Genomic DNA, 15,930 nt, shown 5'->3' with positions numbered 1-15,930 from the left:
AAATGTCATCGATGTCAAATTGAGTTGGAATGCGACCCTTAGGCCGTGCCCCTTGCGCCTAAGAAGTGCGCTATCCCGAACTGGTGCTCTCCCAGAACACTCAGCACCACCACGAAGTCCGGGTGATCGATAAGCGGGGCTTTACCGTCGGAATGCATATTCCCGCGCAGGTGAAGCGCAGGGCCCGCACGCGCGCGATCGTTCTCGGGCCGATTGTAGCCGGGCAGTACGACAAGGCCGACGCCGAGCGACGACAGGCCGCTCCCCCATGCCTTGAGGATCGCATGCGCCGCAACCCGGCAGTCAGCGTGCGGCCCGCAAGATCTGCTCGACCCCTTCCGCGTCCAAGCGGATCGGATTGCCTCCGGCGCACGGATCGCGCAACGCATCGGCGATCAGATCGGGAATATCACTGTCATTCACCTTCACGCCCATTTCGCTCAGCGTCGAAGGCATGTCGATGCGCGCCTGCAACGCCTCGAGCCAGGCAAGAACCGCCGCGCCGGGATCGTTGCCCTCGAGCCGCAATTCATGCGCGAGCGTCGCCATCTGCTCTCTCACGGCAGGCAGGTTGAAGCGGAGCACATGGGGCATCAGCACCGCATTGAGCATTCCGTGATGCGCATCGTAACGCGCGCCCAACGGATGCGCCAAGGCATGCACCGCGCCGAGCCCCTTTTGCAGGGCCGTGCAGGCCATCGCGGAGGCGACGATCATGTTCGAGCGCGCCTCCAGATTTTCGGGCTCCCAATAGGCCGTCGCGAGGGCTCCATCGATCATCTTCAATGCCGTCAGGGCCAAGCCATCGGCCATCGGGTGCCAGCCCGGCGCACAGAGCGCTTCCAGCGCGTGCGAAAGCGCATCCATACCGGTTGCGGCCGTCAAAGTCGGCGGCAGGCCAACGGTCAGCTCGGGATCGAGGATGACCAGCTCCGGCAGCATCTCGGGGTGGAAGATGATGACCTTGCGATGGGTCTGGGTATCGGTGATCACCGACGATCTGCCGAATTCGGAGCCCGTCCCTGCCGTTGTCGGGATCGCGATGACAGGTACCATTCCCTCGGTCTGAACGCGCCGGAAGTTGTCGCCGACATCCTCGAAATCCATCAGCGGGCGCGACTGCCCCGCCATCATCGCGACCGCCTTGGCAGCATCCATCGCGGAGCCCCCACCAAGCGCAATGACGCAATCATGGCCGCCGTTGCGCAAGACCTCCCGTCCCGTCATGACATTTTCCACAGTGGGGTTCGGCTGCACATCGTGGAAAAACCCGGGCTCCATGCCTACAGCTTTCACGATCTCCAGCGCCTGCGTTGCGATCGAAGAGGTCGCGAGGCCTCTGTCGGTGATCAGCAGCGGTGCCTTCGCACCGATCTCCGCCAGGCCTGCGGGAAGATCGGACAGGCGCCAGGCTCCGAACCAGACTTGCGTCGGGAAACTCCAGCGCGCGTGGAGGCTCGCAAAATCGAATTCACTCATGGGAAGGTCCTGTCGAAGTGATCAGCTCTCGGCAATCGCGCTCAGGCGGCGACGGGCGGCGCGTTTGCGCAACCTGTCGACGGCGAAGATCAATACCAAGGCGGGGATGAAGGTCAGCGTTGCGAGGGCCGGGTAGATCGGGGACGACCCCACAGCGATCCCCGAGAAGACGAAGGTCGGGAGCGTGCGCGTCGAGCCCGAGAGGCTGTAGGTGATGTAGAAATTCCCCCACGACAGCAGGAAGGCGAAGATCGCGGCCGAGAAGATCCCCGGCCAGATCAGGGGAAGCGTGATCTCCCGCAGGATCTGCCAGCGGGTCGCCCCTGCATCCTCGGCGGCATAGTCGAGCGTGTTGTCATAGCCCTGCATCTGCACCGAGATGATCACGATGCAGAACGGCGTGATGTAGATGACATGCCCGATCACCGCAGACCAAAGCCCGGGCGACATGTTCAGCCAGCCGGCCAGCACCGAGAACCACAAGAGCATCACGACGCCCAGCAGAAGCTGCGGGAACAGAAGCGGCGCGAAGGTCAGGATGCGAAAGCCCCATTGGAAGCGGAACTTGTAGCGGCTCCAGGCGAAGGCGCCCCCGATGCCGAGAAGCGTCGCGAAGACCGTCGCGAGCACCGCGAGAAGCGCCGAATTGCCAAGCGCGGACCAGAAATCGCGATCCGCCAGCAACTCGCCATACCAGCGGGTCGAAAATTCGGGGATCGGCCAGGACAGGAAGCGGCTCTTGGTGAAGGAGAACAGGACCAGCGTAGCAATCGGGATGTAGAAGAAAATCAGCGCGGCGAACACGGAGCCGTAAAGCAGGACATCCGCAATTCGCTTTTCCATGCGATCAGTCATTTACCACCCTCCGCGCCTGCCAGAGCGCGACCGCTCCGGCCACCGTCAAAGCCGCCGCCCCGATCACGATCAGCACGAGCGTCAGCGCCGCGCCCAGGGGCCAGTTCACGCGGGTCTCGAAACTCTGTCGGATCAGTTCCGCCGCGAGCGGAGAGGTCCCGCCCCCCATCACCTTCGGCTCGAGAAAGACGCCGAGGCTGAGGACGAACACCAGAACCGCCCCCGCCCAGATACCGGGCTTGGCAAGCGGCAAGGTCACCTCGATGAAGGCGCGCAGCCGGGACGCACCCGCGTCACGTGCCGCGAGCACCAGATCTCCGTCGATCCGCGCCATGGAGAGCGCGATGGTGAAGATCGTGTAGGGCAGCAGGTTGTAGACCATGCCGATCATCGTCGCGTTCGGCGTGAAGAGCACGTTCACCGCGGCCGGTGGGAACCCGATCGCCTCGAGCGTGCCATTCAGCACGCCGGAACGGTCGAGAAACAACACCCAGCCGAAGGTCTTCAGGACTGCATCGGTGAGAAAGGCGAAGACCATCAGCAGCGTGATATGGTCGGACCAGCGCGACAGTCGATGCAGCATGCCATAGGCGATCGGGATCGCGAGGATGGTGCAGAGCACCGTGCAGACCAGCGCCATCATCAAGGTGCGCCACATGATCGTCCAGTAGTGGACCTGGCTGAACACGTCGGTCCAGACCTTCAGATCCCAAGTCCAGACGAGCCGGTAATATTGCGTGCCCTGAAAACTCAGGAGCGCCGTCATGATCAGTGGGATCACGAAGAACAGCCCCATCAGCAGCAGGAGCGGCAAGGTCGACAGGCGCAATGCCCCGTCCCGCCAGGATTTCTGTATCTCGGCCATCGCTTACGCCTCCACGGCGAACAGGTCGCCCAGCGCGAGGCCGAGCTTAACCGGATCGCCCTGCTTCGCCGGCAAGGTGGAGGTGCCGGGGATATCCATCACGATCTCGGTTCCGGCCGCCGCGATCCGATACTGGATCGATGCACCCCGGATGAAGAACTCGTTCACCGTCCCGGTGATGGTGCAGTCGGCGCTTTCGCCTTGCGCAAGCAGGCGCAGCATTTCCGGACGGATCATCAGCGCCGCATCGGCCCCCGCCGCGACACCGGGCGCGACCTGATCGGCGGCCATGATCGGGGTTGCGCAGTCGAGGACGTCGCAGGCGAACCGGAACGCATCGCCCTCTCGCGTGACCTTGGCAGGCAGCAGGTTGGTATCCCCGATGAACCCGGCCACGAAGGCATTCGCGGGGCGGTAATAAATCTCGGACGGCTCGCCCAGTTGCACGATCTTCCCCGCGCGCATGACGCAGATCCGGTCGGCGAGCATCATTGCCTCTTCGAGGTCATGCGTGACGTGGACGAAGCTCGTCCCGACATGGCGATGCAGGTGCTTGAGTTCAGCCTGCAGGGATTTCTTCAGCTTAGCATCGAGCGCGCTCATCGGTTCGTCCAGCAGCAGCACCGGCGGCTGGGACACCATCGACCGCGCGAGCGCCACGCGCTGTTGTTCCCCGCCGGACAGTTCATGCGGGTAGCGGTTGAGGTAGCTCTCCTTGAGATGCATCAGCTCCAACATCCGGCGCACGGCCGCGTCGATCTCGGGCTTCGGGCGTTTGGCCAGATGCAGCGGGAAGCCGATATTCTGCGCGACGGTCTTGTGCGGGAAGAGCGCGAGCTTCTGGAACACCATCCGCGTCGGTCGGGCCGAGGCTGGAATCTCCGTCATATCCTCCCCATCGATCACGAGGCTGCCTGCCGACAGGTCCTCGAAACCGGCCAGGATCTTGAGCAATGTGGTCTTGCCGCAGCCCGAAGGCCCGACGAGGGCCAGAAACTCCCCATTGGCGACTTCCAATGAGATGTCGGTCAGCGCGCGATAGGTGCCGTAGTATTTATCGATTCCGGTGGCTTTGATGATGGGAGAAACCAAGGGGGACTTCCTGTCTCAGAAAGGGAGCAAGGGCGGCGAAACCGCCCTTGCAAATCGGGAGATCAACGCGCGGCGGCCAGTTCCTGAGACCAGATCTCAAGCATCTGGTCGATATTCGGCGCCACGTTGTGGAAGTGGGATTTGTCCCAGGCCTCCCACATGTAATCCATCTGCAGCACGTCTTTCTGCTCGTCGGTGAACAGAGCTTCGGCCTCCTGCGAGGGCACGAGGTTGCAGGTCGCTTCGGTCCAGGCGAGCTTGACGGCCACTTCCGGCGAGGTCAGGTCGCGCAGCAGAGCCTTGGCCTTGCCGTCGTCGACCGGGTCTTTCACGATCCCGCCCGCTTCCATCCAGATGATGCCCTGGTTCAAGCCGTCCTTGGGTTCCGGCACGATCGACATGATCTCTTTCTGGCCATCCTTGCGCAGCGCCGAGGTGCAGTAGGTGCCGCCCCCGATCAGGGTTCTGAACGAGCCGTCCATCAAACCCTTCTGCGCGACCGACAGGTCACCGACGATCGCCCGCGTGTTCTTGAAGAGCGCGCGCAGCACGAGGCGGATCTCGTTGAGCTCGGCGTCGTCGAGCTCCTTGTAGGGATCGATCCCGGCATAGAGCGCCATCGGCATGATCGGCCAGTCGCCCCAGTCGAGCACACAGATCTTGTCCTTGTAGGCCGGATCGAAACAAGGCGCGTAGCTTCTCCAGTTCTCGAGCTTGTCATACTTGGTGTTGACGGTCGGCCCGACCCAGCCCCAGCGCGTCGGCAGGCCCGTCGTCTTCCCGTCGAAATCCAGCGGCGCGAAGGGCGCGCGGAATTGCGGGTAGAAGCTCTCGTAGACATCGGCGAACTCGGCATCGTCGAGGAATTCCCCGATATCGGCCCGGCCCATGCGCTGCACCCACGGGCTGTCGGTGGCCACGACGTCGAAATCGCGCCATGCGCCCGCTGCGAGCTTGGCGAAACCGCCGGGGCTGTCGGTGATGAGGTCGATCGAGATCGAAACGTCGTTCGCCTCCTCGAAGGGCTTGATGATCTCGGGGCTGTCATAGCCCTCCCAGCACATGAATTTCATGGAGGTAGCGGCATGTGCCTTTCGCGGCATCAACCCTGCCCCCGCGAGCCCTGCCGCGCCCATGCCTTGCAGGAAGGTTCGGCGATTGGGCGAAAACATCGGTATTCCCTTGGACTTTGTCATCTCTCGTTACTCCCGGTTGGTTGGATCAAGGCCAGCTTTGTTTTCTTGTTTCAGACGACCTCTAGGTATCTTTCGCGTTCCCACGTGCTCACATGGCGAAGGAAAGAAGCGTATTCGTGGCGCCGCGCGCGCACGAAACTGTCGATGAACACGTCGCCGAAAATCGCCCGAGCGACTTTGCTCTCGTTTAACCGCTCGGCGGCCATGCCGAGATCGCTCGGGAAACGGGTGTCGGGCGACGGTTCCAGAAGATACTGATCGCCCGAAGCAGGCGGGCCCGGATCGAGCTCGTTCTCGATCCCCCACAAGCCGGCTCCGAGACACATGGCCAAGGCCAGATGCGGGTTCGTATCTGCCGATGGCACGCGGAATTCCACTCGGGTCGCATCGGGGCTGTCATTCATCACCCGCGCCGCGACCGTGCGGTTCTGGATCGCCCATGAGGCCGCCGTCGGCGCCCACATCCCCGGAACCATCCGGCGATAGGCATTCACCGTCTGGCTGCACAGCGCGAGCATCTCCGGCACCAAGGCTACCAATCCTGCGATGAAATGCCGGGCGGTCTTGCTCAGCCCATCTGCATCGCCGGGATCGACGAAAGCGGGGCTGTTGTCGGTCAGGTTGCGCAGCGAGACATGCAGGTGCCCGGACTGCCCCGATAGGTTTTCATTCAGCTTCGACATGAAACAGGCGGTGAGCCCGTGGCGCCGGAAGTATGTCTTCGCGAAGTTCTTGAACAAGGCCGCATCGTCGGCGGCTTTCACACCGGGCGCATGGGTCAGCGGCACTTCGAGACAGCCTGGACCAAGTTCCGTATGCAGCGCGTCGAGACCGATCCCGAGGCTCTCCATCATCGCCACGAGCCCATCGAGCAGACCGTGCTCATTCGCCAGCGTCTCGAGCGAGTAGGTCTTATTGCCCAACGCGTAATGCTTGGGCTCGGCAAACCCGCCTTCGCGCAGGCTCGCCGCGTCCTCGTCGAGCAGGTTGAACTCGAACTCGAAAGCCGAATGGACCGAGAAACCCATATCTCGAGCCTTCTCGAGTTGGCGGATCAACTGATTTCGTCCCGACCGCTCTCCGAAGGGCATCGCATAATCGGCGATGCAGATCGCCTGATCGCCCTCAAAGGGCCAGGCGCGCACCGTCTCGGGGAAAAGCTGCGCTGGCACGTCGGTGTAGTCGCCGCCCCCATAGGTTTCCTCGGCGCTATCCCAATTGTAGAGCACATCGCAGAACGGGTAGCCGCCCTTGGCCAGCTTCTCCGCCTTGGCGCGCGCGACCCGTTTGACGCGGAACATCCCGTCCTGATCGAAAATCCCGATATGCACATATTGTGCGCCGATCCGATCGAGCATTTCGTGCATATCGACATGATGGGGGGTATCAGCTTGCATTCCGCAGCATTCCATTTTTTCCTGATCGGGTTCAGCTTAGAGCCTTGGCTGAGCCTACCAATACCCCCCGAGGGGTATGCCGCGTTCCCCGCAATGGGCGCCGCGGATCAAAGCGAGACCGAGAACGATGTCAGGATGGAATGAGCGCGTCGCAGATGCGATCACTGCGATGGGGACCGAAGAGTTCGCCCGAACGCTCGACCGGGCGACGGAGACGCTGTTTCCCTACAAGATTTGCATGGTCTTTGCCTATGAGGGCAACGCGACGCCGCAATCACTCTACCACAATCTGCCGCCGGACTCGGCTCGGATCGTGATCTGGGATTACTGCACTGGTCCGTATCTGCTCGACCCGTTCTACGCCGAGACCGAACGGCGGCGCTCGGGGATGGCTGGGCTTCGGCAGATGGCACCGGACAAGTTCTTCCAATCGGAATACTACGCCAAGCATTACAGCCGCACCGGCATTCGCGACGAGATCGGCATCTTCGCCGCGATCGGGCCGGAGCGGGTCGCGGTGATCAGCTTCGCCCGCGAACGCGGCCAGCCGGTATTCAGCGCGCGAGAGCGGGCGCGTCTCGCCGAGGTGGGGCCCGTCATCGAAGCCCTGATGCGCGGCCATTGGGGCGTCACGGCAGCGCGCGAGGCGCGCGACGATGCGGCGGAGACCGCCCTGCCCCCTCTGCAGGTCCTGCTCGACCGCATCGCCGGAGGGGTGCTGACGCCGCGCGAGACTGAGGTGATTGCGATGGTGCTGCGTGGGTATTCGACGACCGCGATCGGCGCAAATCTCGAGATCAGCGACGAGACAGTGAAAGTCCATCGCAAGAACGCCTACCGGAAGCTGTCGATCTCTTCTCAGGCGCAGCTCTTCTCGCTGTTCCTGAAGGCGCTGGACGAAAGTTCGGTGGCGGGTCAGTTGCAGCAGCGGCGATCTGGGTAGCCCAGCGCCGACGACTCCGAGACGGCTAGAAAACCATGCTCCCGACGCCTTCGCGCTCCGCTTCGCGAACCGCTTCTGGCGCGGCGCTTGCCATCGACTGGTAGGCCATCAGCTCGACCGTGTCGCGGATGGCCACGAAATGCCCCTCCCCGACTTCGCGCAGCGCGATGCGCTCGGGGTCTGTGGCGCGCGGCAGCAGAAGCTTCGGGGTTTTCAGGTCGGCTGTGCGCTCACGCTGGAGCGGTCTGCGCTGCGGGTCCGGATGCGGCACCGCCGACAGCAGCCGTCGGGTATAGGGATGTAGCGGGTTCTTCAGAACGGTATCGGTCGGCCCGGTTTCGACGACCTGCCCCGCCCACATCACGGCAATGCGGTGGCTGACGCGTTCGACGACTGCAATGTCATGGGAGATGAACAGGAAGGAGACGCCCTCCTCCCGCTGCAGCTTGGCGATCAGATCGGTGATCTGGCGCGCGACCGATACATCGAGGGCCGAGACCGCCTCATCCGCGACGATGATCGCCGGTTTGACCGAGAGCGCGCGGCAGATGCAAAGCCGCTGGCGCTGCCCGCCGGAGAACTGGTGCGGGTAACGGTCCATCGCGGCGGGTTCCAGACCGACCCGCTCCAGAAGGTCACCCGCCATCGCCCGCCGCTCGGCGCGCGTCATCGGGTTGCGGATATGGGCGGGCTCGGTGATCAGATCATAGACCGGGAGCCGCGGATTGAGGCTGGCATAGGGGTCCTGAAAGACCATCTGCATCTTTCCGCGCAGCGGGCGCAGCTCTTGCGCCGTCAGGCCGGTCAGGGTCTGCCCGCTCAGCCGGACCCGCCCGCCGGAGGCTGCCTCGAGCCCGAGCAAGGTCCGCGCCAGAGTGGATTTGCCGCAACCGGATTCCCCCACCAGCCCGAGCGTTTCTCCGCGCCCGAGGGTCAGCGAGACCTCGTTGACCGCATGATAGTCCAGCGCAGGCCGCCCCGGAGCAGCGCGGCGCACCGGGAAACGCACAGAGAGCCGATCGACTTCGAGGAGCGGCGAATCGGCGCTGAGGGGTCGTTTCGGAGCCCCCGCCCCAAGCATCGGCGTCGCCGCCATCAGGTTGCGGGTATATTCGGCCTGCGGTGCGGCGAAGATCTGCCCGACCGGACCGGTTTCGACCTGTTCGCCGCGACACAGCACGACGACGCGGTCGGCGATCTCGGCCACCACCCCCATGTCGTGGGTGATGAACAGCACGGCCATTCCGCTTTCTTCCTGCAACTCTTTGATCAGCGACAGGATTTCCGCCTGCGTTGTCACGTCGAGCGCGGTCGTCGGTTCATCGGCGATCAGCAGATCGGGCTGGCAGGCCAGCGCCATCGCGATCATGACGCGCTGCCGCAGACCGCCCGACAGCTCGTGCGGATATTGCACCAGCCGCCGTTCGGGTTCGGGAATCTTGACCCGCTCGAACGCGGCGCGGGCCGCCGCCAGCGCGGCCTTGCGGTCCAGCCCCTGATGCAGGCGTAAGACTTCCGCCACCTGTTCGCCAAGCGGCATCACCGGGTTGAGCGCGGTCATCGGCTCCTGAAAGATCATAGAGATCCGGTTGCCGCGCACCTGCTGCATCTCGCGTTCCTCGAGCGCCGTGATCTCGACCGGCGTCTCGCCGTCGAGATCGATGCGCCCGCCGGTCAGGCGCCCGCCCTCGCGTTCGATCAGGCGCATCAGCGCCAGCGCGGTGGCGGATTTGCCCGAGCCGGACTCCCCCACCAGCGCGACGGTCTCGCCGCGTGCGATGTCGAAGCTGAGCCCCGACAGCGCGGTGTGGGAACCGAAAGCGAGGCTCAGGTTCTGGACTGACAGAAGCGGCGCGCGGCTCATGGATCAACTCGCGGCTGCGGCAGCGCGGCGGACGCGTGCCTCGGGGTGGTCGGCGAAGGACGGCAGCGGGGGCGTCCAGCGGCGATGGCGGGGAGTGGTCTCGAAGGAGAACGGATCGTCGCCCACGACCTCCCAGCGGAAACTGTCGCCCAGTTCGATCATCCCCATCGCGCCGGCGGGCTCGCCCTCGGTGGTGAAGCTCTCGGTCAGCGATTGCTGGGTCAGATGGGTAATCCCATCGACGGTGGTGACGGTGTTCCAATGCACGTGACCGGCAAGACAGACAACCGGCACCTTCGCGCGAGACAGAGCGGCACGGGCGCGCTCGGCCATCGGATAGGTCGAGCTGGCCGGGTTGTTCTCGAAATAGTAGTTGCCCAGCTGCGAATGGCCCGAGATCGGCACGTGGCTGACCACGAGCGTCGGACGATCGCTCGCCTGCATAGTGCGCGAGAGCCAGACCACATCGGGCTCGGTCAGCACGAAGCCGGAATAGTCGGGCATCCGGCGGATACGCGTATCGGCGCGCCACAGGACGATGCGCCAGCCGCCGAGATCGACCACCCCGTGATCGAGCGTCTGGCCGAGGATCCCTTCGTTATCCGAGACCTCCAGATGGTCGCGGTCATGGTTGCCGTTGAGATGCAGGATCGGGGCCTCGACGGCGCGGAACGCCTCGGCCACCTCGGCTTCCAGCCGCAGGTCGGTGTCGCGGTTTTCATCCGAGATCCGGTCCCCGAGATCGAGCACCAGATCGGCGCCGCCGTCGCGAACGTAACGGGCGAAGTCTTCCATCAGGGGCAGCGCCATGTCGCCGCGCTTCGCGGTCGAGGGCTTGCCATGGTGGATATCAGTGACGATGGCGATACGGGTGGACATGCTGAAACTTTCCAAAGAGTTGGGGGAAGGTGCCCGCCGCCGCGCACAAGCGGCGACGGGCGGGGAGCGTTAGTTGGAGGCGAAGGAGATCGCCCCGGCGCGGAAGTCGAGCACATAGGGGATGTGGCCGGGCTTCGGCGCCCAGGCGATATCCTTGCGCATCGCCCAGCTCTCATAGGGGCGATAGAGCGGCAGCACCGGCGGGTCCTGCTTGATGCGATCCATCAGCTCGGCATAGGCGGCGCGACGATCCGCGACATCCTTGGAGAAACGGAACTTGTCCCAGGTTTTGCGATAGGCTTCGTCGGTGGAGAAACGGCCTTCCGATTCCGAGGCCGCATCCGGAGCCCACATGACGCCGAACGAGCCGAAGGGGTCCGCGAAATACATCGGGTTCGACCAGTTGCGGGTCATCATGTCCTTGCTGTTGCCGGTCCATTTCTCGGCGACGTTCACCTTGCCCTTGATGCCGACCTGCGCCCACATCTCGACGATGGCCTGCGCGGCCAGAAGGCCGTTGGTGTAATAGACCGGGTCGGTGTCATAGGTGATCTCGAACCCGTCATAGCCAGCTTCTTTCAGCAGTTCGCGGGCCTTCTCGGGATTGTATTCGAAGGTCTTCAGCTCCGGCATGTAGAGATCGCCGTATTCCTTCATCGTGTGGGTCGAGGGAACGACGGCCTTGCCGAGCCAAAGCGCCTCGTTCAGCGCGTCGCGGTCGATCGCGAGGCTGAGCGCCTGACGGATGCGCGGATCGCGCAGCTTGGGATGGTTGGTGTTCATGATCATGACGTGGAACAGCGGCGTGACGCTGCCCGCGGCCTTGATGCTCGGGTCGGCTTCGATCAGCGACAGCTGGTCGGGCGCGACATTGGTGATCATGTCGACTTCGCCGGTCTTGAGCGCGGTGATCCGCGAAGCGGTTTCCGGGATATGGATCACGGAGACCTTTTCCAGCGGCGCCTTGTCGCCCCAGAAATTGTCGAAGCGGGTATAGACCACGCGCTCACCGGGGCTGAACTCGCTGATCGCATAGGGGCCGGTGCCGACCGGAGCCATCGAGAAGGCTTCGTAATCGCTGTCCTCGGCCACGTTCGGATCGCCGGTCAGGCCCTTGGTGTAGTCTTCGGGGATGATCATGACCTGCTGCAGGTTCACGAGCGTTTCCCAAAGCGGCTCTTCGCGCTTCACGGTGATGCGGACGGTGTAATCGTCGACCTTCTCGGCTTTCTCGAAGTTGTCGAGACGGTCCTTCGAACGCACCATGTAGGGCGGGAACGTGGCCTGATACATGCGGTTGAGCGAGAAGACCACGTCATCGGCGGTCATCGCTTCGCCGTTCTGGAAGGTCACGCCCTGACGGAGCTTGAACTCCATGACCTTGGGAGACACGAGGTTCCATTCGGTCGCCAGACCGGGGCGCCATTCGCCGCCGATCTTCTCGTGATCCTTGTCGATCAGCGTGTCGAAGGTGTTGTAGTAGAACTGCGAGCCGACATTCGAGTGGTCGCGGCCGGGATCGAGATATTTGGCGACGTTGGCAGCGCCGACTTTCAGTTCGCGGGCCTGAGCCCCCGTGACGCCAGCGGCAGCGATGCCGGCGGCAAGAGCGGTGGAAACGAGCAGTCTGAGCATTGGTATCTCCATTGCAGGGTTTGACGACGGGCGCTTGCGGCCTTCTGTTCTTGTTGCGGGGTGTCAGCGTGCGCGCAGGCGCACGTCGACGCTGTCGCGTAACCAGTCACCGACCACCTGGACGGCGAAGGTCAGCAACACGATCAGCGCGGCGGGGACGATGACGATCCAGGGGGCGGTCGGCATGTAGTCGCGACCGATGCCGACCATCGAGCCAAGCGTCGCGGTCGGGGGCTGCACACCGAGTCCTAGGAAGGACAGCGTGCTTTCAAGGAGCACGATATTCGACAGCGACAGCGTGAACTGGACCACCAGCGGCGAGACGATATTGGGCAGCAGGTGGGTGAAGGCGATGCGCCGCGGACTGGCGCCTGCGGCGCGGGCGGCCTCGATGAAGGGCAGATGCATCAGGCGGCGCACGTCGCCGCGCACGATCCGGGCATATTGCTCCCAGCCGGCGAGGCCGAGGACGATGACCATCACCTGAAGCGAGCTGCCGAAGATCGCCAGCGTGAACAGCGCGATCAGCGTGAAGGGCACCGCGATCTGGGTATCGACCGCCGACATGATCGCGGCATCGGTGCGTCCGCCGACCACGCCCGCCAGCAGCCCGAGCAGCCCGCCGACGAGAAGCCCCAGCAGCGCGCCGAGGATCGCCAGCATCAGCGTCAGGCGTAGACCGTGCAGGCTGCGCGAGAGGACATCGCGGCCCAGCTCGTCCGTGCCCAGCGGATAGGCGATCTTCGCCCGGTCGAAGCCGATCGGCGGGCGCAGCCGCGAGAGCAGGCTCTGCGCATTGGGATCATGCGGCGCGATCAGCGGGCCGAGGAAAGCCATGAGCAAGAGGGCCAGCCCGACCGCGAAGGCGACTTTCTGGATCACGTTGGTGCCGGTCCAAAGGCGGCTCAGAGCCGTAGGCGCGGGAGTGTTGAGGGCCATGGTCATCGGATCACCCTTTGAGTTGATGGCGCAGGCGCGGATCGGCCCATGCGTAGGCAAGGTCGATGGCGGCGTTGATGAGGATGACGGCGATGGCGACGGTGATGACCCCGAACTGGAGCACCGGGTAGTCGCGCCGGATCGCCGAGGAGACGAGCAGGTCGCCGATGCCGGGCCAGGCGAAGATCGATTCCACCACCACCGAGCCGGAGGCGGCGAGCCCCGCGATCTGAAGACCGATCACCGACAGCAGTGTGATCGAGGCGTTGCGCAAGCCGTGGCGCAGGATCACCGCGCGCTCGGGCAGGCCCTTGGCGCGGGCGGTGCGCATGAAGTCCTGCCCCAGCACGTCGAGCATCGCATTGCGGGTGAAGCGGGTGAGCGCCGCGATCAGAACTCCCGACATCGCCAGCGTCGGCATGATGAAATGCAACGGCGTTCCATTGCCCACCACCGGCAACCAGTTCAGCCAGTAGGCGAAGACCAGGACCATCACCACGGCGAGGATGAAGTTGGGCACCGCATAGCCGAGGAAGGCCACGACCATCGCCGCGCTGCCCAGCCAGTGCTTGCGCCAGATCGCGGCGATCATGCCCAGCGGGAGCGACACGACGAGCGTGAGCCCGATCGCCGACAGGAGAAGCTGCGCCGAGGGCCACAACCGCTCCGCCACGATCTGGATGACCGGTCGGCGCTCGATGAAGGACAGGCCGAAATTCCCGTCGAGGAAGGCGCGCAGGAAGGCGAAATATTGGTCCCAGAGCGACCGGTCGAGCTCGTAATAGCGGATCAGGATCTCGCGGTCCTCTTGGGTCATGCCCTCGCCCGCGAGGAAATCTATGGCGTTCCCCGACAGGCGTGTCGCGAAGAACACAAGCGTGACGATGACGAAGAAAGTCAGCGCCATCCGGACGAGGGTGCGCAGGGTGTAGCTCAGCATGTCACGATCTCCTGGGCGAGGGTCACGCCACCCGGCCGGGCGAGCAGGACGAACTCGACCCCGGCGGCGGCGGCCGCGCGGCCATCTGTTTCCGGCGTGTCGCCGAGGAAGACCGCCGCACCCGGCGCGACCCCGGCGCGCGACAGCGCGGCGTGGACCAGATCGGGGGCGGGCTTGGCGAGGCTCGATGCGGTGGCGGCGGGCACTGCGGCGCGCGCCGCGGCCCAGAGTGCGCCGGTCTCGGGTCGGGGCGTGCCGTCAGGGCCGGGATGGAACGTGTCGGGATTGCTCAGCAGCACGGGCAGGCCCCGCGCGGCCATCGCGGTGAGTTCCGTCAGGTCGGCGAAGTTGAAACCGGTGTCGCGCGCCAGAAGCACCAGTTCGGGCTGCGCCCGGTCGGGCACCAGCCCCAGCTTGCGCGCCAGCGTGACAAGCGGCGGCGCGGCGAAAAGTGCAACCCGCGCACCGGGGCGACGGCGCTGCAGATTGCGGAGCGTTTCCTCCCCCGCCAGCACCATGCGCTCGGCAGCTACCGCGAGCCCCATCATGCCGAGCCGGGCCGAGAGGTGCTCGGCAGTGTCGGTGGAATTGTTCGAGACGACCCAAAGCCGCTCGCCGCAACGCTCGATCAGCTCGGGCACGCCGGGCAGCACGCGGTCCCCAGCGATCAGACAGCCATCGAGATCGGCCAGAACCGCAGCACGTTCGGGGAGCGGCCCTGACAGGAACTCGGACAATCCGACAGGCTGGGTCATGGGCAAATCCTCTCCGTTCGGGGCCTCGGCCCCGTTCGCGCGATGCGCGTCTGTTCATGCGGTGATGGGGCGTCGCCCCGGACTGCTCACGGTTTGACGAGTTTCTGTGACGTGGATGTTACATCTGGAAGCTAAGCTGTCGGATGATGAAAGCTTCGGTTGGATCTTTGGCGAGCGCCCTGTCGCTTTCCCGCCTGCGCTCGGTGACTGCGGTCGCCGAGGAGGGCTCTTTTTCGGCTGCTGCGCGCCGGTTGGGGGTGTCGCACTCCGCAGTCGCGCAGCAGATTCGCGATCTCGAGACCGCCTTTGGCGTGCGGCTGTTCGACAAGCTCAACGGAACCCTCTGTGCCACGCCGCTGTGCGAGCAGCTTTGCGACATCGGCGCCCGGATGCGCGAGGCCGAACATGACGCGCTGCGCATCCTCGAACGCCGGGGCCCGACCGGCAGGCGCAGGCTGCGCGTCGGTCTGGGCAATTCGATGCCGGGCATCGCGATCGTCCACGAGCTGCTGCGCCAGCACCCCTCGCTGACGGTCTCGGTGGAAAGCGGCTCGCATCAGGACATCCTCGCGGCCCTGCTGCGGCGCGAGGTCGATGTCGCGGTGCTGCCCGATCTGCCGAACGATCGCCGGTTCCGCACCGCGCGGGTGCTATCGCAGGAGGTGGTGGGCATCGTCTCCGCCGACAGCCCGACCGGATTGCGTGACGAGGTCAGTCTGGAAGAACTGGCGCGGCTGCCGCTGATCTTCCGCTCGCAGGGGTCCTCGACCCAGAAGGTCGTCGACCGCGCCTTCCGTGCGACCGGCCTGTCCCCCGAGCCGCAGCTGATCGCCGACACCCGCGACGCCGTCTACGAGGCGGTGGCCTTGGGGATCGGCGTCGGCTTCATGTGGCGCTTTGGCACTTACCGAACCGATACGGTGCGCAGGCTTTTGATCCGCGACATCCGGTCGACGGTGGACGAGGTCGTGTTCGCCCTGAAGGACGAACGGAACGAGTTGATCGAACTGTTCTTCAACGCCGCCAGCCAGATCGATCCGGCCGGGGCCGCTGGCGCGGAGATCATTCGAGACTAAGTGCGCCGACGCCCA

Annotated in this window: 14 protein-coding genes; 2 read left to right on the top strand and 12 right to left on the bottom strand. The window is 64.6% G+C overall.

All coding sequences use genetic code 11. From position 1 onward, the window contains the following. Positions 1 to 303 precede the first annotated feature (303 nt). The 6 genes from BMI88_RS02380 to BMI88_RS02355 all read right to left on the bottom strand — a co-directional run bounded on the left by BMI88_RS02380 (position 304) and on the right by BMI88_RS02355 (position 6,884). A complete protein-coding gene (locus BMI88_RS02380; protein ID WP_078545694.1) occupies positions 304 to 1,479 on the bottom strand; it encodes an iron-containing alcohol dehydrogenase in 1,176 nt (391 codons plus the stop codon). A 21-nt stretch (positions 1,480 to 1,500) separates the two neighbouring features. Then, positions 1,501 to 2,334 (bottom strand): ABC transporter permease, encoded by an 834-nt coding sequence (locus BMI88_RS02375; RefSeq protein ID WP_078519941.1) that lies wholly within the window; start codon positions 2,332 to 2,334, stop codon positions 1,501 to 1,503. Next, the gene (locus tag BMI88_RS02370) at positions 2,327 to 3,199 is read right to left on the bottom strand and encodes an ABC transporter permease (protein ID WP_078545692.1); all 873 of its coding nucleotides are present in this window, start codon (positions 3,197 to 3,199) and stop codon (positions 2,327 to 2,329) included. The genes BMI88_RS02375 and BMI88_RS02370 overlap by 8 nt, the downstream gene beginning before the upstream one ends. A 3-nt stretch (positions 3,200 to 3,202) precedes the next feature. Next, the gene (locus tag BMI88_RS02365) at positions 3,203 to 4,291 is read right to left on the bottom strand and encodes an ABC transporter ATP-binding protein (RefSeq protein ID WP_078545690.1); all 1,089 of its coding nucleotides are present in this window, start codon (positions 4,289 to 4,291) and stop codon (positions 3,203 to 3,205) included. Positions 4,292 to 4,353: 62 nt separating this feature from the next. Continuing rightward, positions 4,354 to 5,463 carry an extracellular solute-binding protein gene (locus BMI88_RS02360; protein ID WP_168173927.1) on the bottom strand — a complete coding sequence of 370 codons (1,110 nt, stop codon included), beginning with the start codon at positions 5,461 to 5,463 and terminating at the stop codon, positions 4,354 to 4,356. A gap of 74 nt (positions 5,464 to 5,537) precedes the next feature. Beyond that, positions 5,538 to 6,884 carry a glutamine synthetase gene (locus BMI88_RS02355; RefSeq protein WP_078545688.1) on the bottom strand — a complete coding sequence of 449 codons (1,347 nt, stop codon included), beginning with the start codon at positions 6,882 to 6,884 and terminating at the stop codon, positions 5,538 to 5,540. Positions 6,885 to 7,011: 127 nt separating this feature from the next. On the opposite strand from BMI88_RS02355, the gene BMI88_RS02350 reads away from it, so the two are divergent. After that, positions 7,012 to 7,827: a helix-turn-helix transcriptional regulator gene (locus BMI88_RS02350; RefSeq protein ID WP_168173926.1), complete on the top strand. Its 816-nt coding sequence runs from the start codon at positions 7,012 to 7,014 to the stop codon at positions 7,825 to 7,827. Between the two features lie 25 nt (positions 7,828 to 7,852). On the opposite strand, the gene BMI88_RS02345 is transcribed toward BMI88_RS02350, so the two are convergent. The 6 genes from BMI88_RS02345 to BMI88_RS02320 all read right to left on the bottom strand — a co-directional run bounded on the left by BMI88_RS02345 (position 7,853) and on the right by BMI88_RS02320 (position 14,839). After that, a complete protein-coding gene (locus BMI88_RS02345; protein WP_078545684.1) occupies positions 7,853 to 9,691 on the bottom strand; it encodes an ABC transporter ATP-binding protein in 1,839 nt (612 codons plus the stop codon). Positions 9,692 to 9,694: 3 nt separating this feature from the next. Continuing rightward, complete coding sequence (locus tag BMI88_RS02340) at positions 9,695 to 10,570, bottom strand: metallophosphoesterase (protein WP_078545682.1); 876 nt, start codon at positions 10,568 to 10,570, stop codon at positions 9,695 to 9,697. Positions 10,571 to 10,639: 69 nt separating this feature from the next. Further along, positions 10,640 to 12,205, bottom strand: a complete 1,566-nt coding sequence (locus tag BMI88_RS02335; RefSeq protein WP_078545680.1) for an ABC transporter substrate-binding protein — start codon at positions 12,203 to 12,205, stop codon at positions 10,640 to 10,642. Between the two features lie 63 nt (positions 12,206 to 12,268). Beyond that, positions 12,269 to 13,150 (bottom strand): ABC transporter permease, encoded by an 882-nt coding sequence (locus BMI88_RS02330; protein ID WP_078545678.1) that lies wholly within the window; start codon positions 13,148 to 13,150, stop codon positions 12,269 to 12,271. Positions 13,151 to 13,154: 4 nt separating this feature from the next. Beyond that, positions 13,155 to 14,084, bottom strand: a complete 930-nt coding sequence (locus BMI88_RS02325; protein ID WP_078539987.1) for an ABC transporter permease — start codon at positions 14,082 to 14,084, stop codon at positions 13,155 to 13,157. Next, entirely contained in the window at positions 14,078 to 14,839 is a 762-nt protein-coding gene (locus BMI88_RS02320) for an HAD family hydrolase (protein ID WP_078545676.1), read from the bottom strand. Before BMI88_RS02320 ends, BMI88_RS02325 begins: the two co-directional genes overlap by 7 nt. A gap of 146 nt (positions 14,840 to 14,985) precedes the next feature. On the opposite strand from BMI88_RS02320, the gene BMI88_RS02315 reads away from it, so the two are divergent. Beyond that, positions 14,986 to 15,915: a LysR family transcriptional regulator gene (locus tag BMI88_RS02315; RefSeq protein WP_078547241.1), complete on the top strand. Its 930-nt coding sequence runs from the start codon at positions 14,986 to 14,988 to the stop codon at positions 15,913 to 15,915. Positions 15,916 to 15,930: the final 15 nt, after the last annotated feature.

This window comes from Thioclava sp. F36-6 (genome assembly GCF_002020305.1).
In the GTDB taxonomy this organism is placed as follows: domain Bacteria; phylum Pseudomonadota; class Alphaproteobacteria; order Rhodobacterales; family Rhodobacteraceae; genus Thioclava; species Thioclava sediminum.
This window is presented reverse-complemented; position numbering and strand designations above follow the sequence as displayed.